General features: G+C 64.2%; 19 protein-coding genes and 1 pseudogene. 4 read left to right on the forward strand and 16 right to left on the reverse strand.

What is annotated here, in order from left to right:
• Positions 1-5 precede the first annotated feature (5 nt).
• Positions 6-1,277, reverse strand: coding sequence for an SGNH/GDSL hydrolase family protein (locus MAXJ12_RS08425; RefSeq protein ID WP_008835396.1), 1,272 nt, complete (start codon positions 1,275-1,277; stop codon positions 6-8).
• Positions 1,278-1,394: 117 nt separating this feature from the next.
• Positions 1,395-2,621 (reverse strand): lytic murein transglycosylase, encoded by a 1,227-nt coding sequence (locus MAXJ12_RS08430; protein WP_008835397.1) that lies wholly within the window; start codon positions 2,619-2,621, stop codon positions 1,395-1,397.
• A gap of 207 nt (positions 2,622-2,828) precedes the next feature.
• Between MAXJ12_RS08430 and galU the strand changes: the two genes are divergently transcribed.
• Positions 2,829-3,731 carry a UTP--glucose-1-phosphate uridylyltransferase GalU gene (gene galU, locus MAXJ12_RS08435; protein WP_008835398.1) on the forward strand — a complete coding sequence of 301 codons (903 nt, stop codon included), beginning with the start codon at positions 2,829-2,831 and terminating at the stop codon, positions 3,729-3,731.
• A 3-nt stretch (positions 3,732-3,734) separates the two neighbouring features.
• Here the strand turns inward: galU and MAXJ12_RS08440 are convergent, their stop codons facing one another.
• On the reverse strand, positions 3,735-5,429 hold the full coding sequence (locus tag MAXJ12_RS08440; protein WP_008835399.1) for an outer membrane beta-barrel protein: 1,695 nt from the start codon (positions 5,427-5,429) through the stop codon (positions 3,735-3,737).
• Between the two features lie 147 nt (positions 5,430-5,576).
• On the opposite strand from MAXJ12_RS08440, the gene MAXJ12_RS08445 reads away from it, so the two are divergent.
• Entirely contained in the window at positions 5,577-6,578 is a 1,002-nt protein-coding gene (locus MAXJ12_RS08445; protein WP_008835400.1) for a KpsF/GutQ family sugar-phosphate isomerase, read from the forward strand.
• 4 nt (positions 6,579-6,582) lie between these two features.
• On the opposite strand, the gene MAXJ12_RS08450 is transcribed toward MAXJ12_RS08445, so the two are convergent.
• The 7 genes and pseudogenes from MAXJ12_RS08450 to omp10 form a co-directional block, all read right to left on the reverse strand.
• A complete protein-coding gene (locus MAXJ12_RS08450; protein ID WP_008835401.1) occupies positions 6,583-7,041 on the reverse strand; it encodes an NfeD family protein in 459 nt (152 codons plus the stop codon).
• 11 nt (positions 7,042-7,052) lie between these two features.
• The gene (locus MAXJ12_RS08455; protein WP_008835402.1) at positions 7,053-8,003 is read right to left on the reverse strand and encodes an SPFH domain-containing protein; all 951 of its coding nucleotides are present in this window, start codon (positions 8,001-8,003) and stop codon (positions 7,053-7,055) included.
• A gap of 139 nt (positions 8,004-8,142) precedes the next feature.
• Positions 8,143-9,207, reverse strand: a complete 1,065-nt coding sequence (gene hemH / locus MAXJ12_RS08460) for a ferrochelatase (RefSeq protein ID WP_008835403.1) — start codon at positions 9,205-9,207, stop codon at positions 8,143-8,145.
• 29 nt (positions 9,208-9,236) lie between these two features.
• Positions 9,237-11,552 (reverse strand): bifunctional metallophosphatase/5'-nucleotidase, encoded by a 2,316-nt coding sequence (locus MAXJ12_RS08465; RefSeq protein ID WP_008835404.1) that lies wholly within the window; start codon positions 11,550-11,552, stop codon positions 9,237-9,239.
• A gap of 142 nt (positions 11,553-11,694) precedes the next feature.
• Positions 11,695-12,950: pseudogene (locus MAXJ12_RS08470) on the reverse strand (phenylacetate--CoA ligase family protein).
• Positions 12,951-12,976: 26 nt separating this feature from the next.
• A complete protein-coding gene (locus MAXJ12_RS08475; RefSeq protein WP_008835405.1) occupies positions 12,977-13,654 on the reverse strand; it encodes a zinc metallopeptidase in 678 nt (225 codons plus the stop codon).
• Positions 13,655-13,678: 24 nt separating this feature from the next.
• Positions 13,679-14,071: an outer membrane lipoprotein Omp10 gene (omp10, locus tag MAXJ12_RS08480; protein WP_008835406.1), complete on the reverse strand. Its 393-nt coding sequence runs from the start codon at positions 14,069-14,071 to the stop codon at positions 13,679-13,681.
• A gap of 326 nt (positions 14,072-14,397) precedes the next feature.
• Here omp10 and MAXJ12_RS08485 point away from each other — a divergent pair, with 326 nt between their 5' ends.
• The gene (locus MAXJ12_RS08485; protein WP_008835407.1) at positions 14,398-15,510 is read left to right on the forward strand and encodes a TauD/TfdA family dioxygenase; all 1,113 of its coding nucleotides are present in this window, start codon (positions 14,398-14,400) and stop codon (positions 15,508-15,510) included.
• A 45-nt stretch (positions 15,511-15,555) separates the two neighbouring features.
• On the opposite strand, the gene MAXJ12_RS08490 is transcribed toward MAXJ12_RS08485, so the two are convergent.
• The 6 genes from MAXJ12_RS08490 to MAXJ12_RS08515 all read right to left on the reverse strand — a co-directional run bounded on the left by MAXJ12_RS08490 (position 15,556) and on the right by MAXJ12_RS08515 (position 22,547).
• Positions 15,556-17,001: a homospermidine synthase gene (locus MAXJ12_RS08490; RefSeq protein WP_008835408.1), complete on the reverse strand. Its 1,446-nt coding sequence runs from the start codon at positions 16,999-17,001 to the stop codon at positions 15,556-15,558.
• 103 nt (positions 17,002-17,104) lie between these two features.
• Complete coding sequence (locus tag MAXJ12_RS08495; RefSeq protein ID WP_008835409.1) at positions 17,105-17,995, reverse strand: heme-dependent oxidative N-demethylase family protein; 891 nt, start codon at positions 17,993-17,995, stop codon at positions 17,105-17,107.
• 122 nt (positions 17,996-18,117) lie between these two features.
• Positions 18,118-18,402: a ribbon-helix-helix protein, CopG family gene (locus tag MAXJ12_RS39980; RefSeq protein ID WP_085983896.1), complete on the reverse strand. Its 285-nt coding sequence runs from the start codon at positions 18,400-18,402 to the stop codon at positions 18,118-18,120.
• A 149-nt stretch (positions 18,403-18,551) separates the two neighbouring features.
• Positions 18,552-19,211, reverse strand: a complete 660-nt coding sequence (locus MAXJ12_RS08505; protein WP_008835411.1) for an aminotransferase class IV family protein — start codon at positions 19,209-19,211, stop codon at positions 18,552-18,554.
• Positions 19,160-20,305: an aminodeoxychorismate synthase component I gene (locus MAXJ12_RS08510; protein WP_008835412.1), complete on the reverse strand. Its 1,146-nt coding sequence runs from the start codon at positions 20,303-20,305 to the stop codon at positions 19,160-19,162. The genes MAXJ12_RS08505 and MAXJ12_RS08510 overlap by 52 nt, the downstream gene beginning before the upstream one ends.
• A gap of 406 nt (positions 20,306-20,711) precedes the next feature.
• On the reverse strand, positions 20,712-22,547 hold the full coding sequence (locus MAXJ12_RS08515; RefSeq protein ID WP_008835413.1) for a M3 family oligoendopeptidase: 1,836 nt from the start codon (positions 22,545-22,547) through the stop codon (positions 20,712-20,714).
• A gap of 153 nt (positions 22,548-22,700) precedes the next feature.
• Here MAXJ12_RS08515 and MAXJ12_RS08520 point away from each other — a divergent pair, with 153 nt between their 5' ends.
• Positions 22,701-24,206, forward strand: a complete 1,506-nt coding sequence (locus MAXJ12_RS08520) for a sigma-54-dependent transcriptional regulator (protein WP_008835414.1) — start codon at positions 22,701-22,703, stop codon at positions 24,204-24,206.
• Positions 24,207-24,437: the final 231 nt, after the last annotated feature.

A 24,437-nucleotide genomic window follows, 5' to 3' on the forward strand; every position in this document is an offset into this window, starting at 1 on the left:
CCCGCTTAGCGGCCGATTGCAGTCGTCGTCTCCGCGTCCTCGGGCGTGGCGGCTGGAGCGGGCGGCTTGCGCGGCCGCGAAAAATCGTCGGCCCTGCCCGGAGCCGCTTCGGGCGCCACGCCCTCGATCGCCAGTCTTTCGCCGGGGGTGCGGGCCTCTTGCTTCTTGGGCGCCTGCGCGCCGAGAAGCTCGGTCGCACCATCAAGCTGCGGGTCAGCGAGCGAGATCGGAGCCGTGCGGTCGACAGGCGCGGCGTTCGGCGCACCGGGTGCAACGGCCGGCAGCGTCGCCGGCGCCATGGCGACCGGTTCCGGACCAGTGGTCTCGCCCAGGATCTTGTTCAGTGGCTTTTCGGCGTAGAAGGCGAGCTTGCGCTTGCCGGCCGCCGTCATGTTGATGCCGTCGCCCGAGCGCAGCCGCGCCGGCTGTCCGTTCACGTCCGGGCCGGTGGTCACGAAGGCGCCGTTCTCGTCCACGAAGCCATCCCAGATATCGATGAACTCCGCACCGGCGCCCTTGGCCGAAGTCCGATAGATGTCATTGAAGGCGAGCATGTCGGAGGTCATCTTGGATGATTTGAAAGCCGGCATGCCGACCCAGATGAACGGCACCTTGCCATCCGCTATGGTCTTCCCGAACTTGTCGGCGCGCAGGGTGTACTCCTTGGTCCAGCCTTCGGACCTGACCGGTTCGCGCTCTCCCGCCGCCTTCATCTGCTGGCGGTCGTTGGAGCCGAGCATGACCACTATCGCGGAAGGCTTTTCCTCCTCGACAATGCCGGCGATTTCGCCCGGCCAGTCGAAGAAGTCGTCGCGCACTAAGCCCGACGAGCCGTTCGACCTGTCGACCACTTTCACACGCGGGTTTTCGGCATAGGCCTCAGTCAGCCCCTCGGCCAGCCCACTGGCAAGAAAATCGCCGACCACCAGCACGATCTTTGCGTCGTCAATCTTTTCGACGGCCTGTACTTCCGGCTCCACCGCCTCCGCCCTCTCCGCCCTCTCGACATTGCGACGGGGAACCGACTTGCGCGCCTGGCCAGTGCTCCTGCGGACGGCTTTCCGTCTTACCTCGCGCCGCGGCACGGTCCGCCGAATGACCCGCCGCTCCCGCTCCCTGCGCGGAAATACCCAAAGATTACGCAGCCACGGACGATATTCCTGCGCAGCGACCTGAATCGGCGCTGCAATCGAAATGCCGGTGACCAAAACCGCGAGCGCAAGCACCAGGGCAAACAAGCGCCGTGCGGCGAACCAGATGCGCTGATGCGATGGCAATGTCTTCTCCCGCTAGGAACCAGAAGCGAAGGTTCGCGGAGCGTCGCGAACCTTCGGTAGTGCGCTCAGGTCAATAGATCAGAGCCCCTTCCGGTTCCACCCGGAACGGAATGTGCGCTAGCGCTGCCTGAGCGTCGACAGCACTTCCATGCTCGGATGGCCGTCCGGCTCCAGGCCCAACTGGACCTGGAAAGCCTTGATCGCAGAGCGGGAGCCTTGGCCGATCTTGCCATCGAACTTGCCGTCGTAATAGCCGTGAGCGGACAGCCTTTGCTGAAGCTCCTGCTTTTCCTCGAACGTCAGTTTGGTGAACGGCCGTTTCCAGTCCTGCACAAGCCCGCCATAGCCGGCGATTTCATCGGCGAGAAGGCCGACCGCCAGCGCGTATTTGTCGGCATTGTTGTAGCGCTTGATGACGGAGAAGTTTTTTGTCATCAGGAATGCCGGTCCGCCGCGTCCGTCCGGCACTTTCAATTCCGCGCTATCGGAACCGTGCGGGAAACCCTTGCCATTGACGCGGGTGACGCCGATGCTCTGCCACTTCGCGAGCGACATCGAGCCGCTGGGGAATTTCCGGCCCGCCGGCAGGGTGACTTCGTAACCCCAGGTCTTACCGGCCTGCCAGCCATTCTTGCGCAGGAGATTGGCGGCGGTCGCCAGCGCGTCCGGGATAGAGGTCCAGATGTCGCGCCGGCCGTTGCCGTCGGCGTCGACCGCGTAGGCCTGGTAGGAGGTCGGGATGAACTGCGTGTGGCCCATGGCGCCGGCCCAGGAGCCGGTGAGGTGGCTCACGTCTATGTCGCCGCTTTGCAGGATCTTCAGCGCCGCTATCAACTGGGTGCGCGCGAATTTGGCGCGCCTCTTGTCGGCGTAAGCGAGAGTGGCGAGCGAGCGCACGACACTCCGCATCACCTTGTCGTTCTTCAGGATCTCGCCGTAATTCGATTCCATCGACCAGATGGCCAGCAGGATGTGCCTGTCGACGCCGAATTTAGCCTCGATGCGGTCGAGCCACGGTTTCCATTTGCGCGCCATTTGGCGGCCGACCGCGACCGAATTCTCATGCACGCGGTTGTCGAAATAGTCCCATACCGGCGCGGTGAATTCCGGCTGGTAGCGGGCCTTCTCGAGAACCTCGGGATCGATGTCGGTGACACCCCGGAAGGCGCGGTCGTAGGTCGCGCCCGAGACGCCGTTCTTAGCGGCGGTGGCCCGGAAGCTTGCGACCCAGTTCTGGAAGCCGGCGTCGGCCAAGGCAGGGCCGGCCGAGAAGAAAAGGGCGAGCGATAGGCCGGCAGCCGCCAAGACGCTCCCCAGGCGAATTGAGGTCTTGCGAACGAGCATCTTTTTCCCTCCTTGGACGTGCGGAAAGCTCATTTTCGTCGAAGCCGGTTATCAATCGGTTTACCATAGCCCCGCGGGAACCAAAATCGGCCGGAACGATTGACTGCTCCGCACTGAAATTTGATTTTTCGCACTAATGTTCAATTCTGGCATCAACATGTCATTCTTTGTGATTGCAGCCGGCCCATCGGAACGGATAATTGCCGCATGAAAAAAGTCCGCAAAGCAGTCTTCCCGGTCGCCGGCCTCGGCACGCGCTTCCTCCCGGCTACGAAATCTATCCCCAAGGAAATGCTGACCATCGTCGACAAGCCGGTGATCCAGTATGTCGTGGACGAGGCGCGCGAAGCCGGCATCGAGCACTTCATCTTCGTGACCGGCCGCAACAAGGGCGTCATCGAGGATCATTTCGATCTGCAGTTCGAACTTTACGACACGCTGGCGCAGCGCGGCAAGGATGACCAGCTTGCACATCTTCAGCGCCTGCAGCCGGGTCCGGGCCAGACCAGCTTTACCCGCCAGCAGGTTCCGCTCGGCCTCGGCCATGCCGTCTGGTGCGCGCGAGACCTGGTCGGCGATGAGCCGTTCGCGCTGCTCCTGCCCGACATGATCATGCAGGCCGACAAGAGCTGTCTGAAGGCCATGGTCGATCTCTATGCCGAGACCGGCAACAACATCATCGCCGTGCAGGAGTGCGATCCGGCCGAAACCCACAAATACGGCATCGTCGGCAAGGGCGAGGACGTCCATACCGGCTTCGAGATCACCGGCATGGTCGAGAAGCCGAAGGCTGGAACCGCACCTTCCAATCTCTACATCAACGGCCGCTACATCCTCCAACCCGAGATTTTCAAGGTTCTGGAAGGGCAGGAGCGGGGCGCGGGCAATGAAATCCAGCTCACCGACGCCATGCTGAAGCTCGAAAAGCAGCAGCCCTTCTTCGGCTATCATTATCGGGGGCGCACCTTCGATTGCGGCTCGCCGGAAGGCTTCATCGAGGCCAATGTCGCGTTCGCGCTGTGGCGCGCCGATATGCACGAGAGCATGTCGGCTACCATTGAGGCACTTCTGGACGATATCCAGCCGCTTGAGCGCCGCGAGGTGGGCTGAACGCTACCGCTGCAGCTTCAAACCCAGAAAGACGCTGTTGGCCTCGTATTCCCGGTCGGGTAGATTGCTGTCCATCGTCTCGTGACGCAGCCGGCCGCTGAGGCCGGCATAGCGGTTCAGCCACCATGTCGCGCCGGCTTCGGCGGTCAGGATCAGGTCGTGGCCGTCGGATTCGGCATAGTTGCGGTAGCCGGCGCCGACCGAGGCGTTGGCCGTCAGATTGGCGCGGATTTCGCGCTCGACCCCTATGCGCGCCGCATGCAGGATGGAGCCGCTTTCGCCGGCGGTCGTGGTGCCCTCCACGGAGGTCGCCGCCGCAAGATTGACGATCGTGCCGCGCTCGGGCGACCAGGCGAGGTCGGCGTTCAGCGTCGGGCCCGAAAGCGGGTCCAGCCGGTCGTCGTCGAACGTTTCCCGTATCCACCCTGCCGAGAATTCGCCGGTCAGCTTTTCGGTGAGGTCGAGTTCCAGTCCCGCCCGCGCGCCGACCCGGTCCGAAGACCGCTGGAAGCCGCTTGCATCTTCTTCCAGCGTATATTGCCGTCGGCCGAATTCGGCCTCGACGAAGGGCGTCAGCGCCGGTGAAATCTCGTAGCCGCCGCGCAGCACGACGGCCCCCAGCGTGAAATCGCGGTCTTCCTGCGAAAGCGTTCCGCCGCTCGACAGATCCGCGTCGCCATAGGTGTGGTGTTCGACCAGGCCGGTGATGCCGAAGCGGGCCTTGCCGACATCCTTTTCGAAACCGAGGCTTCCGTTGAAGGTCTGGCGCAGCGGCTGCGACGCGGTTCCCTCGATCACCACCGGCGACGAAGCCGATTCCGGCCCGGCCTCGTAGCCGAGTTCGGCCAGTGCGCGGTAGTCGTTGGCAAGATCCAGTTCCAGCGCGGCGTCGATGCCGCCCCTGGTCTCGTCTATCTCGTCGCCTGAAATCGTCTTGCGGAAATTGCCATAGGCGTCGACCCTCGCGGTGTGGCGGCTCCAGTCCGATATGGCGTTGAGCCGCAAGGTCGTTTCCGAAAGCGTGGCCGGCTCGCCGCCGCTGCTCGCATCGGCGTTGGACGTCGCCGTCACGCCCTGTTCCAGCGTCGGCCGTATGATGAATGTGCCGACCCGGATGCCCGTGGCGGCGAACGGATTGTCCTCTTCGATCCCGTCGAGCCCTTCGATCGCCTCGATGCGTCCCGCGCCTTCGTCGAGCACCAGATCTGCCGCCGAATCGATGGTGTCGACGCGCTCCGTCCCGGTGATCACTTCATCAACTGTAGCGCTTTCGGTGGTTTCGGCCGTGCGCCGCTCAGACTCCGTCTGATCTGATGATACGCGTGCCCGCGCTTCCTCGGCGCGCTGCCTGGCGGTCGTCGGCACGCGGGAGGGAATGGGCGGATCGCCGGCGAAAGGATCGTCGGCGACATCCGCCGGCGCGAAAATGCTGTCGGTTTCGGTTTCGTCCGGCACCGCGCCGGGGCTCACTGGGAGATAGCGGGGGAAGGGCTGGTTCTGCGGGATAGCCGCCTGGCCCGCGGCGCGCGGCAGCAGCGAACCGGTGATCTCCGTCTCGGCGACGGCTCCGCGAAGGCTGCTTTCCTGGGCATGAGCCGGCGCGGCCCACAGCAATGCCGCCGCGCTCGCCGACAGCAGCCGGTAACCGGCTGCCGGGCGAGGCGCGCTTCTCGTCGATACTGGGCGAACCTGCGGCATCGTCACCTTGCTGGAAGGCGCGCTGGCGCCATGCTTACCGAACCGTAAACGGCGATGGTTAATGGAGGGTTGAGGCGGCGTCCTCGAACTGTCGAGCCTGCGATAAATGTTGGACAGCCGCGCGGCAAAACGCTAAGCGCATCGTCCATGCATGTAGAGACTTTGAAGAAGCGCAAGCCCGAGCGGGAGGCATCGATCGCATCCGCGCTCCGCACGGTCCGCACCGAACAGGCCGGCGTGGCCGCGCTCGCGGACGCTCTGGAGAACGGCGTCGCCGGACCGTTCGCCGAAGCGGTCGAACTCCTGTCGCAGATCAATGGCCGGGTGATCGTCACCGGCGTCGGCAAGAGCGGCCATATCGGCTCCAAGATCGCCGCCACACTCGCCTCGACCGGCACGCCCGCCTTCTTCGTCCACCCGTCCGAGGCCAATCACGGCGATCTCGGCATGATCGCGCGCGACGACGCCATCGTGGCCATATCGTGGTCGGGCGAAACCGCCGAACTCAAGGGCATCATCGCCTATTCGCGCCGCTTCCTCAATCCGCTGATCGCGGTCACCGCCGGGCATAGTTCGGCGCTGGCCCGCCAGGCGGACGTGGTGATAAGTCTGCCGCGCGCCGCGGAGGCCTGCCCGCACGGGCTGGCGCCGACCACTTCGACGCTGCTGCAGCTCGTCGTCGGCGACGCGCTGGCGATCGCGCTGCTTGAGGCGCGGGGCTTCACGCCCGACCATTTCCGCACCTTCCATCCGGGCGGCCAGCTCGGCGCAAACCTGACCCAGGTGCGCGAGATCATGCACACCGGCGACGAACTTCCACTCGTCCGGCTGGGCGCCGGCATGCCGGAGGCCATCCGGGAGATTTCGCAGAAGGGTTTCGGCTGCGTCGGTGTGATAGCCGCCGACGGGGCGCTGAAGGGCGTCATCACCGACGGTGACATCAGGCGTCACCTCGGCAACAACCTTCTGGCCATGACGGTTGAAGAGGTGATGACCAGGGAGCCGAAGTCGGTCGGGCCTGAAACGATCGTCGCCACCGCGCTGCAGACGATCAATTCCTCGTCGATCACTAGCCTGATGGTCATCGAGGGCGGCCGCACGGTCGGCCTCGTGCATCTGCACGACCTGCTCAGGATCGGCGCGGCTTAAAAATTCAGATCGCTTCGACGATCAGTTCCGAATCCGATGCGGCCTTGACCCGGACACGCGTGCCGGGCGGCAAATCAGGTCCCGACACCCGCCAAAGCGTGTCGCCGAGCTGGATACGCCCGCGTCCCTCGCGGATCGGCTCGGTCAGGGTGGCGGTACGCCCGATCAGCTGTTCGGCGCGCAGATTGAGCAGCGGCTGGTCGCTCACCGTGTTCCTGCCTCCCATGACCCTGTTGCCTACATAGGCCGAGACCAGCGCCAGCGCGAGGAAGGAGATGACCTGCACCTGCCAGGTCCAGAACGCGGCATCCCACATCAGCAGCGAATTCGCGCCGATGATCAGCGCGGCAATGCCGATCCAAAGCAGGAAAACGCCGGGAACGAGAATTTCCAAGGCGAGCAGCGCGAAGCCGAGAACAATCCAGTTCCAAGGTCCGAGTTCGACAAAAATGCTTTCGAGCATTGCCGCTATCCTCAACCCTGGTCGGGCCGCACCACCGGCGGCCTCGCCGCCTGGCGCTGCGCGCCCGCGGTGCCTTCGTTGCGGAAGACCTCCTGCGCAATTGCGCCGATGCCGCCCAGCGAGCCGATCAGCGAAGCGGCTTCTATCGGCAGCAGCACGACCTTGCTGTTGTTGGCGGAGCCGATCTTGGCCATCGCCTCGGTATATTTGAGCGCGACGAAATAGTTCAGCGCCTGCACGTCGCCCTTGGCGATCGCCTCGGAAACGACCTGCGTGGCGCGCGCCTCGGCCTCGGCCGCGCGCTCGCGCGCCTCCGCGTCGCGGAAAGCTGCTTCCTTGCGGCCCTCGGCCTCCAGAACCTGCGCCTGCTTCAGGCCCTCGGCCTCGAGGATCTGGGCCCGCTTGGTGCGCTCGGCCATCATCTGCCGGGCCATGGAGTCGACCAGATTGGCCGGCGGGTTGATGTCCTTGATCTCGACGCGGGTCATCTTGATACCCCACGGGCTCGCCGCCTCGTCGACGATGCGCAGCAGGCGGTCGTTGATGGTGTCGCGGTTGGACAGCAACTCGTCCAGATCCATCGAACCCATGACCGAGCGGATGTTGGTCATGGTCAGATTGAGGATCGCGTTCTGAAGGTTTGTTATCTGATAGGCCGCCTGCGGCGCGTTGAGCACCTGGAAGAAAGCCACGCCGTCGACCGCGACGATGGCGTTGTCGCGGGTGATGACCTCCTGCGTCGGCACGTCCAGCACCTGCTCCATCATGTTCATCTTGGCGCCGATCCGGTCGATGAAAGGAATGATCAGGTTCAAGCCCGGCGTCAGCGTCTTGGTGTAGCGGCCGAAGCGCTCGACCGTATAGTTGTAGCCCTGGCCGACCGTCTTGATGCCGGTGAACAGCACCAGCAGGACGAGGATAACGAGGACCGGAATGATGATGTCGAGGCCAGTGAACGGCATGAAGCTTCCCCCTGTGTTGCCCGGCGCGGCCTTCGCAACAGCTCAGGGCCAGCGTCCCGCAAACATCTAAGTGGGAAATTGCGCGGTTACAATCGCGCTGCCGTCAATTGTTGGTTGAATCGCACTGGACGGCAGACTCTCAGATCCAGCCTGACAATTCGCGGCGCACCAGGGCCTCGATCACCGCCATGCCGCCGGGGCTGTCGTTGAGGCAGGGGATGTGGGCGAAGTTCGCGCCGCCCGCATGCAGGAAGATTTCGCGGGCCTCGACCGCGATCTCCTCCAAGGTCTCGATGCAATCCGACGAGAAACCGGGATTGACGATTGCGATCGACTTCACGCCTTCCCGAGCGAGCCTTTCCACAGTCTTGTCGGTATAGGGCTGCAACCATTCCTGCGCGCCGAAACGCGACTGGAAGGTGGTGATCAGCTTTTCCTCTCCCCAGCCCAGCCGCTCGCGCACCAGCCGCGTCGTCTCCAGGCAGTGCCAGTAATAGGGATCGCCCTTGTCGGAATAGGGTTTAGGGATCCCGTGATAGGAGGCGATGACCACCTCCGGCGCGAAATCGAGAGAGACGAGGTGGGTCTCGATCGAGCGGGCGACGGCATCGACATAGACTGGATCGTCGTAATAGGCCGGCACGCTGCGGACAGCCGGCTGCCGGCGCATTTTCGCAAGGGCGGCAAAGAGCTTGTCGTTGGCGGTTGCAGTCGTCGTTGCCGAGTATTGCGGATAGAGCGGCAGGACCAGCAGGCGGTCGCAGCCCTGCGCCACCAGGCGATCGGCCACGCTTTTCGTGGACGGGTTGCCGTAGCGCATCGCCCAGCCGACGACGATTTGCGGCTCGTCGCGCAACGCCTCGGCAAGCTTCTCGCTTTGCGCCCGCGTATAGGTGCGCAGCGGGGATTCGTCGCGCTCCCGGTTCCAGATCTTGCGATAGTTCGCGCCGGATTTCGTCGGCCTGGTGTTCAGCACGATTCCGTAGAGGATCGGGTACCAGGCGATGCGCGGCAGCTCTATGACGCGCGGGTCGGACAGGAATTCCCTGAGATAACGCCACATCGAGCCGAAATCGGTGCCGTCGGGCGTGCCGAGATTGACCAGCATGACACCGATCTTTGGAGATTTCAGCGCCGGATGCGCGACCGGCAACTGCCTGCCTGCCTCGGCTTTCGATGTCTTGCTGGTTTTCGCGGCATCCATTCAGCGCTTCTCCGGTAACGGCCGGGAACCTAGCCGGGTGGCCGTGGAATACAATGCTGCGTCTGGCCGCACCTCGCCATGAAAAAAGCCCGCCCGGGCGTTCCGGACGGGCTCTCCTTCATCGTAGCCGAAACGCTCAGCTTGCCGGCGGCACCTTCAGCGTCACGCCTATCGGCAGCGCCTCCGGCTTGTATTCCGGATTGGCCTCGGCGAGGCCCTTCCACTTGAAGCCGTCGCCGTAGATCTTCTCGGCGATATCCCAGAAATTGTCGCCGGGAGCGACAACATGGCTGTCGGACGTGGCCGCCGCTGCAGGCTCGGCCCCGGCCAGGGGTCGCCCCCCCTTCCGCGTCGGCCGGTTTTGGGGCCTCGGCCGCGGAAGCGGGCTCAGCGGCAGGGGGGGGGGCCCCCCCCCCTGCGGCCCCTGCCGCTGAACCCGCTCCGGCCGCCGAGCCCGCGAAACCGGCCGAACCGGAAGTGGCGGCCGGGCCCGCGGGAGGGGGCTCAGCGGCAGGCGCTGCCGCTGCGGTTTCAGGCGCGGCTTCGACCTTCGGCGCGGCCGCTGCGATCTCGCCGGAGGCGGCCGGCAAATCGGGCAGCTTGATCGCGGCTTCGGGCGCGGGGGTTGGTTCAGCGGCGGCGACAGCCGGGGCAGGCTCTGCCGCCGGGGCGGCCTCAGCGGCCTTCGGAGCTTCCGCCGCCGGCGCAGGCTCCGCTGCCGGTGCTGCCGCTGCGGCCGCTATCTCCGTGATGCGCCCGTCGAGCTTCGGCGTGTAGGGCTGGTTGGCCGCGAGATAGTCAGCGACCACCTGTTCCAGGCTCGGGCCGTAATCATAGGCGTTCTGCGCGTTCTCCTCGAACAGCTTGTAGCCGTCACCGCCGCCGCGCACGAAATTGTTGGTGGCGATCGTGTAGGTCTTGGCCTCGTCGATCGGCGCCCATGCGCCGCCTTCCATCACTTCCAGCGACTTAAGCCGCCCCTCGTTCGGCGCGACCGATTTGTCGAAGGAATATTTCAGGCCGGCAACCTGCGGGAACTTGCCTTTGCCTTCCTCGATCTCGGAAAGCCCGGCTTCGATCGAGGCCTTGAGGTCCTTGCCGGTCAGCTGGAAGGTCGAGAGTGTATTCTGGAACGGCAGCACGTTCAGCACTTCGCCCATCGTCACCTTGCCGGCGTCGATGGAGGCGCGGATGCCGCCGCCGTTCTGGATAGCGATCGTCACGCCCTGGTCCTTGGTGCGGTCGATCATCGCGTCGGCAATCAGATTGCCCATCTCGCATTCCTTGGCGCGGCAGGTTTCGCGGCCGCCGTCGATCGGGGCGGTGGTCTCGGCGACCTCCTTGTTCTTCAACTCCTCGATCGGCGCGCCGAGTTCCTTGATGCGCGCCAGTACCGCCTCGTCCGGCTTGATGGAATTGTCCAGGTAGAGCGGATCGCCCTTGGCCTCCTTGACGACGCCATTGTCGTCGAAGGTCACGGTGAACTCGCCGAGATATTTGGAATAGGACGCGGCCTGCGTCACCGGAACCTTGTAGCCCTCGGGGTTGTCGACCATGGTCGGGTAGGGGCCTTCGGCCTTGTCATCGGTGTTGGAAAGCAGCGAGTGCGAGTGCCCGCCCACCACCACGTCGACACCCGGAATCTTGGCGATAAGCTCCTTGTCACGGGGATAGCCGACATGGGTGAGCGCGATGATCTTGTTGACGCCTGCGGCCTTCAGCTTCTCGACCTCGGCGGTAATCGTCTTGATGTCGTCCTCGATCGTTATGTTCGGGCCGGGCGCGGCGACTTCGGGCGTGTCGTTTGTGACAGCCCCGACGATGCCGATCTTCTGGCCGCCGACGTCGAGCGTGATCGACGGCTCGATGCGGTCGCCGACCTTCGACTGCGCGTTGGCGCTTACATTGGCGGAGAGCACGGGGAATTTGATCACGTCGAGGAACGGCGCCAGCGCATCTTCGCCGTCGTCGAACTCATGGTTGCCGACGGTCATGGCGTCGAACTTCATCAGGTTCAGGAATTCGGCTTCGACCGCACCTTTGAAGGTGGTGTAGAACAGCGAGCCCTGGAAATTGTCGCCGCCATTCAGCAGCAGCACGTTCTGGCCTTCGAGCGCCTTGCGGCGGTCGGCGATCGCTGTGACCAGGCGGGCTGCGCCGCCGATGCACTCGCCCTTGCCTTCCTCTTCGGCCGAGCAGGTCGATTCGTATTTGTTGTTGGATTCGATGCGGCTGTGCCAGTCGTTGATGTGCAGGATGTTCAGCGTGTAGTCGGCAAAGGAAGCGCCCGCCGACATGGCGACTGCCGATGCGGATAGGGCTGCGATGGCGGCGAACTTCTTCATTTCTGTCTCCCGAGTGATCCCCTGTCGGAGCGCTAACGCGACTCCCTCGACCGCTCTGCGAGACGGTCCCCAAACCATGTTCACATTGCGGTTTGCCGGATGCAAGAGGAATCCCGGGCCTTGGTGGGACCTTCCAGTGCAATCAGGCGCTGTAGTCGCGCTCGTCGGAAATGACCTTGCCGTCATTGGCGAGCGAGCCGGGCGCCGCCAGGCGAACCGCGCCGCCGAGCTTGGTGATTTCACGCAGCGAAGCTTCGACGGCGGGAAGATCGGGCGCTGCTCCGCCTGCTGCCTCGACATGCAGCACCATCGCGTCGCGGTCGCCGTCGCGGGCGACCACCAGGCGGGCCTTGGCTATCTCTGGGTGCCGCCGGACTACCGCCGCGATCTGGGCCGGATCGACGAACATACCCTTGACCTTGGTGCGCTGGTCGGCGCGGCCCATCCAGCCCTTGATGCGGGCGTTGGTCCGGCCGCAGGGCGACAGGCCGGGAAGGATCGCCGACATGTCGCCGGTGCCGAGCCGCACCAGCGGATAGCCGGCGTCGAAGCCGGTGCCGCGACGATCTCGCCGACCTCGCCCTCGGCGACCGGGTCGCCGGTGCCGGGTCGGACGATCTCGACGATCAGCTTCTCATTGAGGATCATGCCCGGATTGGGCGAGCCGTCCGCGGCAGCGCTTTCATAGGCTATGACGCCGAATTCGCCGGTGGCGTAGCACTGGAAGACCTGGATCCCGCGCGAAAAATACTCGGCGCGCAGCGAGGGAAACAACGCTCCGCCCGACACCAGCGCCAACTTGAACGAGGACAGGTCCTTGCCGGTCTCGGCGGCGCGGTCGAGAATCACCTTGAGGAAATCCGGCGTGCCGCAATAGACCGAGGGCTTCAGCGCCGCCGCGGCCTCGACCTGCATGTCGGTGTTGCCGGCGCCGGCGGGAAACACGGTGCAGCCGAGCGCGCGTGCGCCGGCGTCGAGTATGAAGCCGCCCGGCGTCATATGATAGGCGAAGCTGTTGTGGACGATGTCGCCGGCGCGAATGCCGGCAGCGAAGAAGGCGCGGGCGGTGTTTTCCGCAACTTCGGCGCCGAGTTCAGGCTCCCATAGCGGGCCGGGCGAGTGGAACACGCGGTTGCCCCGCAATGCCGCCGGATCGGCGAAGCCGCCGAAGGGCGGATCGCCCTGCTGGAATTCCATCAGTTCGGATTTCCTGAGCACCGGCAGGCGAGCGAGCTCCGCGCGGCTCGTCACCGCCTCCGGGTCGATATCGCCGAGCCAGCGGGCCAGGCCGGGCGCTGCCACTGTCGCTTTGCGCAAAAATCCGGGAAGCGCTGCAAGCAGCGCCGCCTCGCGCTCGGCGGGGTCTCGCGTTTCAAGGTCGTCGAAATGGGAGGCCATGAATTTCCGTCCGTTGCCAGATGCCGTTATCGCAGCAGCCTTATCCAGCGCGCAAGGTTGATCAACGATATGAGTGCGCCCGCAAGATAGGTAAATGCGGCTGCGCGCAGGACGCTTCGTATGGCCGGCATGTATGCGGCGTCGACATAGCGGCCTTTCTCCAGAATGGGCAGCGCCTTGGAGAAGCTGGCGTCCATCTCCACGGGCAATGTGACAAGGTTGACGAGGACACGAACTGCCAGCAGTGCAATGCCAATTCCGAGCACCGCAAAGAAAGCCATGGGCGTTCGCGTAAGGGCGGCGAGCAAGGGAGCAGCTATGAAAAAGATGCCGGCAATCCGATCCGTGATGGCGGTAAACCTGGCAAGGCGCTGACGCAACGCCAGCAGGCGCTCGCCGCGCGCATCCTGAAGCGCATGAGAAACTTCGTGCGCTGCGATCGCAACGGCGGAAAGAGAGCGGCCGTCATGATGCTTGGCCAGCAGCCTCACTGCCTTGGCATCCGGATCGTAGTGGTCGCCGCGGTCCGTCGTTTCAACCTTGACGTCGGCGAGGTCGAAGCGATCGAGAAGGTGGCGTGCAAGTTCTGCGCCCGTGCCTTGCAGATCCGGACGGTCGGTCCCGTGCCGGTCTATGGTGAACCGCACCCAGATCTGCGGAAGCACGATGACGCAAATGAGGGCGAAAAGAATGACGACCGCCATTCCTGCCGCCTCCAGCGGCTAACGTCAGCCGACCGCCGGACGCCTCGTCAGCACGAATTGCTGGCCGGTGGAGCTCGTGCAATTGAGCTGGTTGGAGGCGACCAGGGCGCAATTGACGCTTGAGGTCGTCTGGCGAATGAGCGACCTGACTGTGATCGCGACGTTCCGGTTGTCCACCATCTGGTAGCTGCCGTCGGCAAGCTTGTTGCCGGTATCGAGAGCCGAAGTCTGGAACACCCCGCCCGAGAAGCGCGACACGGCGACGCCGTCGGTGCTCAACCATTCGCCTTCCACGCCCGTCGGGGCGGCGGCCAATGGTCCCCCGCCGCCGGGGCCGCCGGTCATGCAGCCGGCGAGGCTCGCCGCCACAGCGGCAATGGCAGCCGCGGAAAACAGTTTGCGCACCATGGCGATCATCCCTCTCTTTTCAAATCGTGATTGTGTCGCTTGGCGCACGCGGAAAATCAAGGCGCTCGCCGTTTTCAGGTCCCGCCTGGCCGGGTTTGCCCGAAAACTGTTTCGCATTTGTCACGGTCCCGCGCCCCCCCGCAAATATTCTGCTTGCAGCTTCAGGCGCGAAGACTAGCATCCCGGCGAACGGAAGCGACCCCGATGCTCACCGAACCAAATCGCAATCCCGGATCGCACCGTTATGGCAAGCCGAGCCTGTGGTGGCCGCCGCCGCGGGCGGAATGAGCTTTTTTCATCCGAGAGAAGTGAATTCCAGCTGACGAGACATCACCATGAACACCATGCTTTCCGTGAATGCCGGGGAGGCCGGGCTTGCCGTCACCTTCGCGTCCGGCGAAACCGTTTCCTATCCGTGGCTCTGGCTGAAGGACAACGCGCCTTCGTCATTCCATCCCCAAACCGAGGAGCGGATTTTCGACCTGACCAGCGTCGAGCCCTCGCTCCAGCCGCTGCGGGTCGAGGCGACCGGCAACGGCGTCGCCATCACCTGGTCGAACGATACCGCCGAGGACTTGCTGCCGGCGGGTTTCTTCGACGCCCATCGGCCCGGCCGCGCACGCGACGACCCGGCCGACATCGCCCCCCGGCTCTGGGACGGATCGCTCCGCTTCGAGGCTGTCCCGCGCCGTGCCGCGCCGGCGCTCATGAAGGACGATGACGCCCTGCTTGCCTGGCTCAAGGCCACTGCCGCATTCGGCCTTTCCATCGTGGACGGCCTCGACGACGACCCCGAAGCGGGCAGGCTCGTGGCGGAACGGATCGCGTTCCTCAGGCAGACCAATTTCGGCACGATTTTCGAAGTTGTTTCCATGCCCAATCCCAACAACCTCGCCTATACGCCCGTCGCACTGCCGCTGCACACCGACCTGGCCAATCAGGAGGTGCCGCCCGGCTACCAGTTCCTGCATTGCGTTTCCAACGGGGCGGAAGGCGGCGGATCGACCTTCGCCGACGGGTTCGCCGTCGCGGCGGCGCTGAAGGACGAGGACCCGGAGGCCTATCGCCTGCTGTGCGAAGTCGAGATTCCCTTCCGGTTCCATGACGCGGATTACGATATCAGGGGCCGGTTTCCCGTGATCGTCACCGACAGCAGAGGCGAAGTCACCGAACTGCGCTTCAATGCGCATCTGGTCGACGTCATCGACCTTCCTTCAGAGAAGGCGGTATCGTTCTACGCTGCCTATCGAAAGCTCATGGGCATGATCCGCAGCGAGCGGTTCATGATCGCCTACCGGCTGAAAGCCGGCGAGATGGCGGTGTTCGACAATCGCCGCGTGCTCCACGGGCGGCAGGCGTTCAACCCCAACACCGGACGCCGCCATTTGCGCGGCTGCTATGTCGATCGCGGCGAGTTCCTGAGCCGCATCCGGGTCCTGTCGCGGTAGCATCCACCGAAAGGAAAATGGCGGCGTCGCCGCCGCCATTTTCAGTCACCGGACCAGTATGTTGCGGAACTGCCAGGCGTCCTTCGTATCGAGGTCTTCCGGGAACAGGCCGGGGCGGCCCTCCAGCGGCGTCCAGTCGGTGTAATAGCCCCTCACCGGCCCGAGATAGGGCGTCTGCACTTCGAGGCAACGCCGATAGTCCATCTCGTCGGCCTCGACGATGCCTGCCTGAGGATTTTCCAGCGCCCAGACCATTCCGGCCAGAACCGCAGAGGTGACCTGCAGGCCGGTTGCGTTCTGGTAGGGCGCCAACTTGCGCGCCTCGGCGAGCGAAAGCTGCGAGCCGTACCAATAGGCGTTCTTCGCGTGGCCGTAGAGCAGCACGCCGAGTTCGTCCACGCCGTCGACAAGTTCGTCCTCGTCGAGCACGTGATGCACCGGCTGCGCGTTGCCGCCCGACCCGAACATCTCGTGCAGCGACAGTATGGCGTCATTGCAGGGATGGTAGGCGTAGTGACAGGTCGGACGGTAGGAGACCTTGCCCTTCTTGTCGCGCAGGGTGAAGAAATCGGCGATCGAGATCGCCTCATTGTGGGTAACGAGAAAGCCGTATTGCGGCCCGGGCGTCGGGCACCATGTCCGCACCCGCGTGTTGGCGCCCGGTTGTTCGAGGAAGATCGCGGCCTTCGAGCCCTTCTTCTGCTTGCGGGCGTTTTTCGGCATCCATTTCTCATGCGTGCCCCAGCCGAGTTCGGCCGGCTGCAGCCCCTCGGAAATGAAGCCCTCGACCGACCAGGTGTTCCAGAACACGTTCATCGGCTTGGGGTTCTTGGTGCGCTGCGTGTCGCGCTCGGCGATGTGGATGCCTTTGACGCCGGCCTGCTTCATCAGCCGCGCCCAGCCCTCGCGGTCGCCTTCCGCCGGCTCGGCGAATTCGAGCCCAAGGTCGTTTGCGAGATTGACCAGCGCCTGCTTGACGAACCACGAAACCATGCCCGGATTGGCGCCGCAGGTGGAAATTGCCGTCGCGCCGCCGGGATTCTTGCGCTTCTCCTCGAGAAGCGCTTCGCGGAGCGCATAGTTGGTGCGGCTGGCATTGTCGGCCGTGGCATCGAAGTAGAAACCGAGCCAGGGCTCGATCACCGTATCGACGTAGAGAACGCCGAGCTTGCGGCAGAGCCGCATCAGGTCGACCGAGCCGGTGTCCACCGAAAGGTTGACGCAAAAGCCCTGGCCGCCGCCCGCGGTCAGAAGCGGCGTCAGCAACTTCTTGTAGTTCTTCTTGGTCACCGACTCCTGCAGGAAGGCGATGCCGCGTTCGTCGAGCAGCTTGCGGTCGTCGTCGCGCGGATCGATGACCGTCATGCGGGATTTGTCGAATTTGAAATGGCGCTCGATGAGGGGAAGCGTGCCGCGGCCGATCGACCCGAAGCCGATCATCACCACCGGGCCGGTAATTTCACCGTGGACGGGCCATTTTTCTTTCGCCATTCTTCAGACACTCCTGGTTCGCGCGTTATGCGTGCATCTCGACGGGTGGTCGAGTTGAAGACCATAGTTCCTCGTCACAATAAAGCGAAAACCGCCAAGCTGGTTAGCGCCGAGCCAAGCCCCGCAGCACCGCCACCAGCCTGTCGCGGTCGGCGGTCAGGCCCTTATAGTCCAGTTGCGCCGCGTCGAGCCCTTCGAGCTGACCGGCAAAGGACGCGGCGAGCGCGGCGCGCTTGGGATGTTTTTCGATCGTCGCCAGCGGGTCGAGATGGATGCGGATGGTGAAAAGAATGTCGCCCGAAACCGGCAGCTTGCGCAGCGTCTGGCGCTCGACGCGGATGAAGGCCTGAGCCGCGATCTCGTCGCTCGAGAAATTTGACGGCCGGTATGTCGCCCGGTCGACGCGCTCCTGGTGCGAGAACGGCAGGTAAAGGTCGTTGCCGGCCTGCAGCGACCAATTCCAGCGCAGCACCGCCTGGCCCTGGAGGCTGTCGAACATGCGGCTTATCAGATCGGCATTGCGGGTGCCGCCGCCGAAGCCCGGCACCGGCGCGTGAATTTCATGCAGCGGCCGCCCGAATTTTTCGCGCAGAGACCAGGATGACGGAAAGCACAGCGACCCCGCCGCCAGCCGCCAGCCGTTCTCGCCTCTGCGCATCAGGATCAGGTCTTCCGGGACGAGCAGGGATGCGGTGAGGAGCGGCGGCTCCGCCGCGTCGCCGGTCCGCGTGTCGGCTCTCAACCGCTCGAGGAGCTCCGGATGATATCGGGCCAGATGCGCCTCGATGAGGTCGAGCACCTCGCGCTGCGCTTCCCGCGTATCCGGCTCCTCGACGAAAACCTTGTCGGGAACTGTCGCGTAGAGCCGGCGTTTCTCGGCCAGATACATGTCCAGATCGTCGCCGACCTCAATCCATTCGGCGAGGTTCAGCGGCTTCAGGCCGATCGAGAACGGTTTTGATGAGCCGTCATAGGGGGTGTGGAGGGGAGACATTGCTACGAGGTCAAAATCACATGTGTTTCGGACAGTAGCACCCTTCATAACGCACGTGAAAATAGCGTGTGATGGCCACTTTCCGTCAAGGTCATTCGAGGGGAAGCGATCAGGCAGGGTTGTTACTGGCCGTTGTCGATGTCCAAAGTTGCTGACTCGCGACGGCTGTCTCTCTGCTGCGGCCCGTGGGCGGCGATGGCTTCCCTGATCACGGCGGACCTGCTTTGTCCGGACGCTCGGGCGTAATCTTCCAACTCTCGCTTCAAGGCGGTGGGAAGACGAAGGGTCAATTGCTTGCTTAAAGTCATGGCGGAATCGTAGCGCGTTTTATCTCGCGGCGGTAGAAGATAATGAGACGATCTGCGCAACTGCGCATTCTTCTCCGCCCCCTCTGTCCTGCCGGACATCTCCCCCGCAAGGGGGGGAGATTAGCGGCTTCGCTGCCGCCACCAATCTTTCGGCGCTGCAAGGTGGTCGCGGCATTTGTGGCGGCCAATTTCCCCCCTTGCGGGGGAGATGTCCGGCAGGACAGAGGGGGTGGAGAAGAATGCGCTGTCTAACCCAGGCGCGCCCTGATCAGACCTCTTAGCGAGTTTCCGACGAAAATCGCGTTCGCGCGACGCAGATCCTCCTCGGTCAGCATTGCCTCCTTGGCCTTGCCGCTTTCCAGCAGTTCGCCGCGAAGCACGCCGGGCAGCAGGCCGCATCGCAACGGTGGCGTCAGCAGGACGCCGTCGCCCATATCGGCAAAGATGTTAGTAATCGTGCCTTCGCAGACCTCGCCGCGCTGGTTCAGCAGGATCACCTCGTCCGCCTCCTCGCGCGAAAATTCCGCGCGTGCCGCATCATAGACGGCGCGGCGCGTCGTCTTGTGGCGCAGCAGCGGATCGTTCGCGTCCAGCCGCGTTTCGGCAATTCGCAACGCCCAGACGACGTCCGGCGCGAGCGGCGTGAACGGCTGCGTCGTAACCTCCGGCTTACCGTCTCGTGCCAGCGTCAGGCGAACGCGCAGCGCCGCGTCGCCGCCCACTGCATCCCGAAGCGCGCGGTCGATCCCGGCCGGCGACAGGTCGAACCCAAGCTCGCGCGCCGAGGCTGCTAGCCGCGCCATGTGCCGCTCCAGCCGCACAAAGCCCCGTGCCGGCTCCCAGCGCAGCGTCTCGATCAGCTCGAAGCCGGCACCGTTCCCGTCGCGAACCGCGCTTTCAGAAGGCATTCCGCATATTCCTCCTCGACGGTGGAATCGAACACTATGCCGCCGCCGATATTGTAGACGGCTTCGCCGCCCGGAAAGAGCGAGATGGTGCGGATCGCCACCGAGAACCGCATCGTGCCGTCCGGCGCAATCCAGCCTATGGCGCCGCAATAGACGTCGCGCGGCTTGCCCTCCAGCGCGTGCAGGATTTCCATGGCGCGGATCTTCGGCGCTCCAGTGATCGACCCGCACGGAAACAGCGCCGCAAAGATTTGAGCGATGGTCAGGTCAGGCAGGAGTTTCGCGCGCACCCGGCTCACCATCTGGTGCACGGTCGGGTAGGTCTCGATGCGGAAAAGCTCCGGCACGTCGAGCGTGCCGACTTCGCTGATCAGCGAGATGTCGTTGCGCAACAGATCGACGATCATGCGGTTTTCCGCCTGGTTCTTCGGGTCGTTGCGCAGGAACTCGCGCTGCGCCTCGTCCTCCTCCTTCGTCGTGCCGCGCGGGGCGGTGCCCTTCATCGGATGCGTCTCGATCCAGCCTTCGCGGTCGATCTCGAAGAAGAGTTCCGGCGAGCGCGACAGGACGAGCGGCTCGCCCAGCGAAACCAGCGCGCCGTATTTTACCGGCTGGCGCGCCGTCAGCGCATTGAAGGCAGCGAGCGCCTCGCCCGACCATTGCGCGTTTACCGGAAAGGTCAGATTGGCCTGGTAGCAGTCGCCCTCGCGCAGATGCCGGTGCAGCCGCGCGAACCGTTTTTCGTAATCTTCGAACGACCAGCTTGCTCGCGCGTCGAAGATCGGCCCGTTGCTGGGCGGCGCTTGCCGGTCGGGCGGGGAGGTATCGGATGGGCCGTCGAACACGCCGAGACAGAAGAGCGGCGCGCGCCGGCCTTCAGGCAGAAGCGGCCTGAGCTTCGGCTCGAACAGATAGCCGGCCTCGTAGGAGAAATAGCCGGCAAGCCACTTTCCCGATTCATGGGCGGCCTGCGCCGCTTCCAGCGCCGGGAAGAAACTTTCCGCCGTATCAGGGGCGATGATTTCGCGCGGCTGCTCGAACAGCACCTCGCGCCCGGCCGGGTCGTCGCGGAAGAGGACGAAGGGTGAGGACATTGTCGCCAATTCTAATGCCATCTAACGGGGAGGGCTGGTGATCCTTCGCGCCCCCTGCAAGGGGGGAGATCAGTTGATGCCTCAGGCGCCGCCCATTCTGCGACGGTCAAAGTTGGCGAAGACGTCAATGACAGCCAATCTCCCCCCGTGTGGGCAGTGCTGTTGCATATGGATGAAGCACGACGCTGACGACCCCCTCCCCCTTGAGGGGAGGGATAGAGGGTGGGGGTAGAAACCACGCCGATCGCCTCCGAACCACCCTGTTTTTGCGGCAAATCGGATAGGAAAGCTGTCTTCATACCCCCACCCTCTATCCCTCCCCTCAAGGGGGAGGGAGTCGCCAGCGCCTCATTCCAATTATATGCGATTGCCCTGCCCTTAAGGGGCAGGGTAACGCCGACCTGGCTCACTCCAGCGCTTCCAATTCGTCGATCAGGTCGCCGATGACGCCGAGCCCGATCTGCCAGAAGGCCGGATCCGTGGCATCGAGCCCGAACGGCGCCAGGATCTCGGAATGATGCTTGGTGCCGCCGGCTCGCAGCATGTCGAAATACTTCTCCTGAAAACCGCGTTCGGCGTTCTGGTAGACGGCGTAGAGCGAGTTCACCAGGCAGTCGCCGAATGCATAGGCATAGACGTAGAAGGGCGAGTGGATGAAGTGCGGTATGTAGGTCCAGAACGTCTCGTAGCCCTCGCGCAGCCTGATCGCCGGGCCCAGGCTGTCGGCCTGCACCTCCAGCCAAAACTGGCCGAGTCGGTCGGCGGTCAGCTCGCCATTCTTGCGCTCGGTATGCACCTTGCGCTCGAACTCGTAGAAGGCGATCTGGCGCACCACCGTGTTGATCATGTCCTCGACCTTCTGGGCGAGCATGGCCTTGCGCTCCCGACGGTCGCTGGTCTTGTCGAGCAGCGAACGGAAGGTCAGCATCTCGCCGAATACCGAGGCGGTTTCGGCGAGCGTCAGCGGCGTCGAGGCCATGAGGGGCCCCTGCGCCCCGGCCAGCACCTGGTGCACGCCATGCCCGAGTTCGTGCGCGAGCGTCATCACATCGCGCGGCTTGCCCATGTAGTTGAGGAGCACATAGGGGTGCGCCGACGGCACCGTCGGATGCGCGAACGCGCCCGGCGCCTTGCCGGGCCGCACAGGCGCGTCGATCCAGCGGCGGTCGAAGAACTTCCGCGCAATATCCGCCATGTCCGGCGAAAAACGGTGATAGGCCGACAGAACCGTGTTTTTTGCTTCGTCCCATCCGATGGTCGCCTGCGGTGTTTCGGGCAGCGGCGCGTTGCGGTCCCAATGGTTCATGGTCTCCATGCCGAGCCAGCGCGCCTTCATCGCATAATAGCGATGCGACAGACGCGGATAGGCCTCGCGAACGGCCATGGCAAGCGCATCAACGACGCTCCGCTCGACGCGGTTGGCCAGATGCCGCGAATCGGCGATGTCCTCGAAGCCGCGCCAGCGGTCGGAGATCTCCTTGTCCTTCGACAGCGTGTTGGTGATCAGCGTGAAGGTGCGCAGATTCGCCTTGAAGGTCTTCGCCAGCGCCTCGGCGGCGGCGCGGCGCACCTCGCCGTCGGGATCCTGAAGCTTGTTGAGCGTCGGCTCCAGCGTCAGTTCCTCGCCGCCGACCTCGAAGCGCAGATCGGTCATCGTCTCGTCGAACAGCCGGTTCCAGGCGCCGCGTCCGGTGATCGACTTTTCGTGGAAGAGCTGTTCGATGCGGTCCTCGAGCTGGTAGGGCTTGTCCTTCCGGAGGTCGAGCACCCATGGCCGGTAGTGGCCGAATGCGGGGTCGGCGTCGAGCGCGGAGAGAATCAGCGAATCGTCCACCAGGTTCAGTTCGAGCGCGAAGAAAAGCAGGTGCGCGCTGGCGTCGGTCATCTTCTCCTGCACGTCGCCATAGAGCTTGGCGCGCTGCGGGTCGGAAGTGTCGCCGGCATAGACCAGCCCGGCATAGGAGGCGATCTTGCCGACCAGTTCCTCGATCGCCTCATATTCGCGCAGCGCCTCGCCAAGGCGGCCTTCGGCGCCGCGCGCGGCTTCGCTCGAAAGCGTGCCTTTCCAGCGTTCCTCGAAAGCGATGGCCTGTTCAGCCGCCTTCGCCAGGTCGCGCTTCAGCTCCGGCGCATCCATGCCCGGATAGAGATCGCCGAGATCCCACTCAGGCAGGTCTCCGAGTGCGGAGGAAACCTGGCTTGCCGCCAGGGCCGCGGCCTTTGCGCCGGGGTTCAGTGCCATGATGTCCGCCTTCCGATTCCAGGTATGCGCCGCGTAAACCCGACCGCTCGATTCCCCGGCTTTTTCGAAGCCATTTATTTAGAACCCTGTGCCAGGATGATCCAGACGGCAATAACGCCCGTACCCGCCATCTCCTAACCAAATATGTCATTCATGGCAGCCTGCATACTCATAGTCGATGACGATCCCGTGCAGCGCCGGCTGCTCGAGGCTGCGGTCACGAAATTCGGCCACTCGGCGCTCGTCGCCGATGGCGGCGAGGCGGCGCTCAGGCTGCTGGAGGGGCCGGATGCCCGTCCGGTCGCCGTCGTCATCCTCGATCTCTCAATGCCCGGGCTGGACGGCATAGGCGTGCTCAAGGCCATGGCCGAGCGCGGCATCCATCTGCCGGTAATCGTGCAGACGGCGCAGGGCGGCATCGAGACCGTGGTGCTGGCGATGCGCAACGGCGCGTTCGACTTCGTCGTCAAGCCGGCCTCGCCGGATCGGCTGCGCACCGCGATCGACAATGCGCTCAAGGTCGAGGCGCGCGAGATGGAGGCGAAGCGCTCCTCCAAACGCGGCGGCGGCACGCTCTCCTTCAAGGACATCGTCACCCGCAGCCCGGCCATGGACCGCGTGCTCAGGCTGGCGCAGAAGGCCGCCGCCTCCAACATTCCGATCCTCATCGAGGGCGAATCGGGCGTCGGCAAGGAACTCGTCGCCCGCGCCATCCAGGGCTCCGGCGAGCGCCGTTCAAAACCCTTCGTCACGGTCAATTGCGGCGCCATCCCCGATAATCTTGTCGAAAGCATCCTGTTCGGGCACGAGAAGGGCTCCTTCACGGGCGCGACCGAAAAGCATGCCGGCAAGTTTGTCGAGGCGCATTCGGGAACGCTGTTCCTCGACGAGATCGGCGACCTGCCGCTCGACGTGCAGGTCAAGCTCTTGCGCGCGGTGCAGGACGGCGAGGTCGACCCGGTCGGCGGGCGCTCTACAGTCAAGGTGGACATCCGCCTGATCTCGGCCACCCACCGCAACCTCCTGCAGCAGGTCAAGGACGGAAAATTCCGCGAGGACCTGTTCTACCGGCTGAACGTCTATCCGATCTTCGTTCCGCCGCTGCGCGACCGCCGCGACGACATTCCGCATCTCGTGCGCCATTTCATGGGCCGCGTCGCGCCCACCGAGGCGCGCGGCCGCATCACCGACATTTCGGCCCGCGTTTTGTCCATGCTTCAGGCCTATGACTGGCCGGGCAATATAAGGCAGCTCGAAAACGCCATCTTCCGGGCAACCGTGCTGTGCGAAGGCGATACGCTGACCGAGGAGGAATTCCCGCAGATCAGGGCGCAGGTCGAGGGCACCGTCAATCTGGACCGCGGCGAGCCCGAACCCGCTGCCGCCCCGCTGGAGGCTCCAGCCGAGGACAGGACCACGCCGTTCCGGCCCGCCGCGGAAATCCGTTTCGGCATATTGAAGGCGCTCGATGAGCGCGGCAATGTCCGCTCGCTGGCCGAGGTCGAACTCGAAATGATCAGGATGGCCATCGACCATTACAACGGCCAGATGAGCGAGGTGGCGCGCCGGCTCGGCATCGGCCGCTCGACCCTCTACCGCAAGCTGAAGGAGTACGGGATCGACCCCGAAACGGGCCGCTCCGAAAAGCTCGCTTCCTGAGAAAAGGCCCGGCCAGCACCGCGTAAGCCACGCGCTATAAGGTGCCGTTTACCATGAACTTCGTTCGGTATTTTTGCCGGGATATCGCCATGGGGCTGCCGCATTTCGACTTCAATAAACAGTGATTAACCATTAGGATCGATATTCGGACGTCACAATCACGCGTCCGGGCTTCAAATCCGGGGACAAACGGCTGAAGGCCTTTTGATTTGAACAGAACCGAGCCACACA

Origin of the sequence: Mesorhizobium alhagi CCNWXJ12-2, from assembly GCF_000236565.1 — a bacterium.
In the GTDB taxonomy this organism is placed as follows: domain Bacteria; phylum Pseudomonadota; class Alphaproteobacteria; order Rhizobiales; family Rhizobiaceae; genus Allomesorhizobium; species Allomesorhizobium alhagi.

Excerpts from the sequence above, each read along its gene's own strand:
- MAXJ12_RS08495 (WP_008835409.1), bottom strand. The coding sequence starts at position 17,995 with ATGTCTCCCCTCCACACCCCCTATGACGGCTCATCAAAACCGTTCTCG.
- omp10 (WP_008835406.1), bottom strand. The coding sequence starts at position 14,071 with ATGATCGCCATGGTGCGCAAACTGTTTTCCGCGGCTGCCATTGCCGCT.
- MAXJ12_RS08515 (WP_008835413.1), bottom strand. The coding sequence starts at position 22,547 with ATGGCACTGAACCCCGGCGCAAAGGCCGCGGCCCTGGCGGCAAGCCAG.
- MAXJ12_RS08505 (WP_008835411.1), bottom strand. The coding sequence starts at position 19,211 with ATGCCTTCTGAAAGCGCGGTTCGCGACGGGAACGGTGCCGGCTTCGAG.
- MAXJ12_RS08455 (WP_008835402.1), bottom strand. The coding sequence starts at position 8,003 with ATGCCGTTCACTGGCCTCGACATCATCATTCCGGTCCTCGTTATCCTC.
- MAXJ12_RS08465 (WP_008835404.1), bottom strand. The coding sequence starts at position 11,552 with ATGAAGAAGTTCGCCGCCATCGCAGCCCTATCCGCATCGGCAGTCGCC.
- MAXJ12_RS39980 (WP_085983896.1), bottom strand. The coding sequence starts at position 18,402 with ATGTCCGGCAGGACAGAGGGGGCGGAGAAGAATGCGCAGTTGCGCAGA.
- hemH (WP_008835403.1), bottom strand. The coding sequence starts at position 9,207 with ATGGATGCCGCGAAAACCAGCAAGACATCGAAAGCCGAGGCAGGCAGG.
- MAXJ12_RS08440 (WP_008835399.1), bottom strand. The coding sequence starts at position 5,429 with ATGCCGCAGGTTCGCCCAGTATCGACGAGAAGCGCGCCTCGCCCGGCA.
- MAXJ12_RS08475 (WP_008835405.1), bottom strand. The coding sequence starts at position 13,654 with ATGGCGGTCGTCATTCTTTTCGCCCTCATTTGCGTCATCGTGCTTCCG.
- MAXJ12_RS08490 (WP_008835408.1), bottom strand. The coding sequence starts at position 17,001 with ATGGCGAAAGAAAAATGGCCCGTCCACGGTGAAATTACCGGCCCGGTG.
- MAXJ12_RS08430 (WP_008835397.1), bottom strand. The coding sequence starts at position 2,621 with ATGCTCGTTCGCAAGACCTCAATTCGCCTGGGGAGCGTCTTGGCGGCT.
- MAXJ12_RS08510 (WP_008835412.1), bottom strand. The coding sequence starts at position 20,305 with ATGTCCTCACCCTTCGTCCTCTTCCGCGACGACCCGGCCGGGCGCGAG.
- galU (WP_008835398.1), top strand. The coding sequence starts at position 2,829 with ATGAAAAAAGTCCGCAAAGCAGTCTTCCCGGTCGCCGGCCTCGGCACG.
- MAXJ12_RS08485 (WP_008835407.1), top strand. The coding sequence starts at position 14,398 with ATGAACACCATGCTTTCCGTGAATGCCGGGGAGGCCGGGCTTGCCGTC.
- MAXJ12_RS08520 (WP_008835414.1), top strand. The coding sequence starts at position 22,701 with ATGGCAGCCTGCATACTCATAGTCGATGACGATCCCGTGCAGCGCCGG.
- MAXJ12_RS08445 (WP_008835400.1), top strand. The coding sequence starts at position 5,577 with ATGCATGTAGAGACTTTGAAGAAGCGCAAGCCCGAGCGGGAGGCATCG.
- MAXJ12_RS08450 (WP_008835401.1), bottom strand. The coding sequence starts at position 7,041 with ATGCTCGAAAGCATTTTTGTCGAACTCGGACCTTGGAACTGGATTGTT.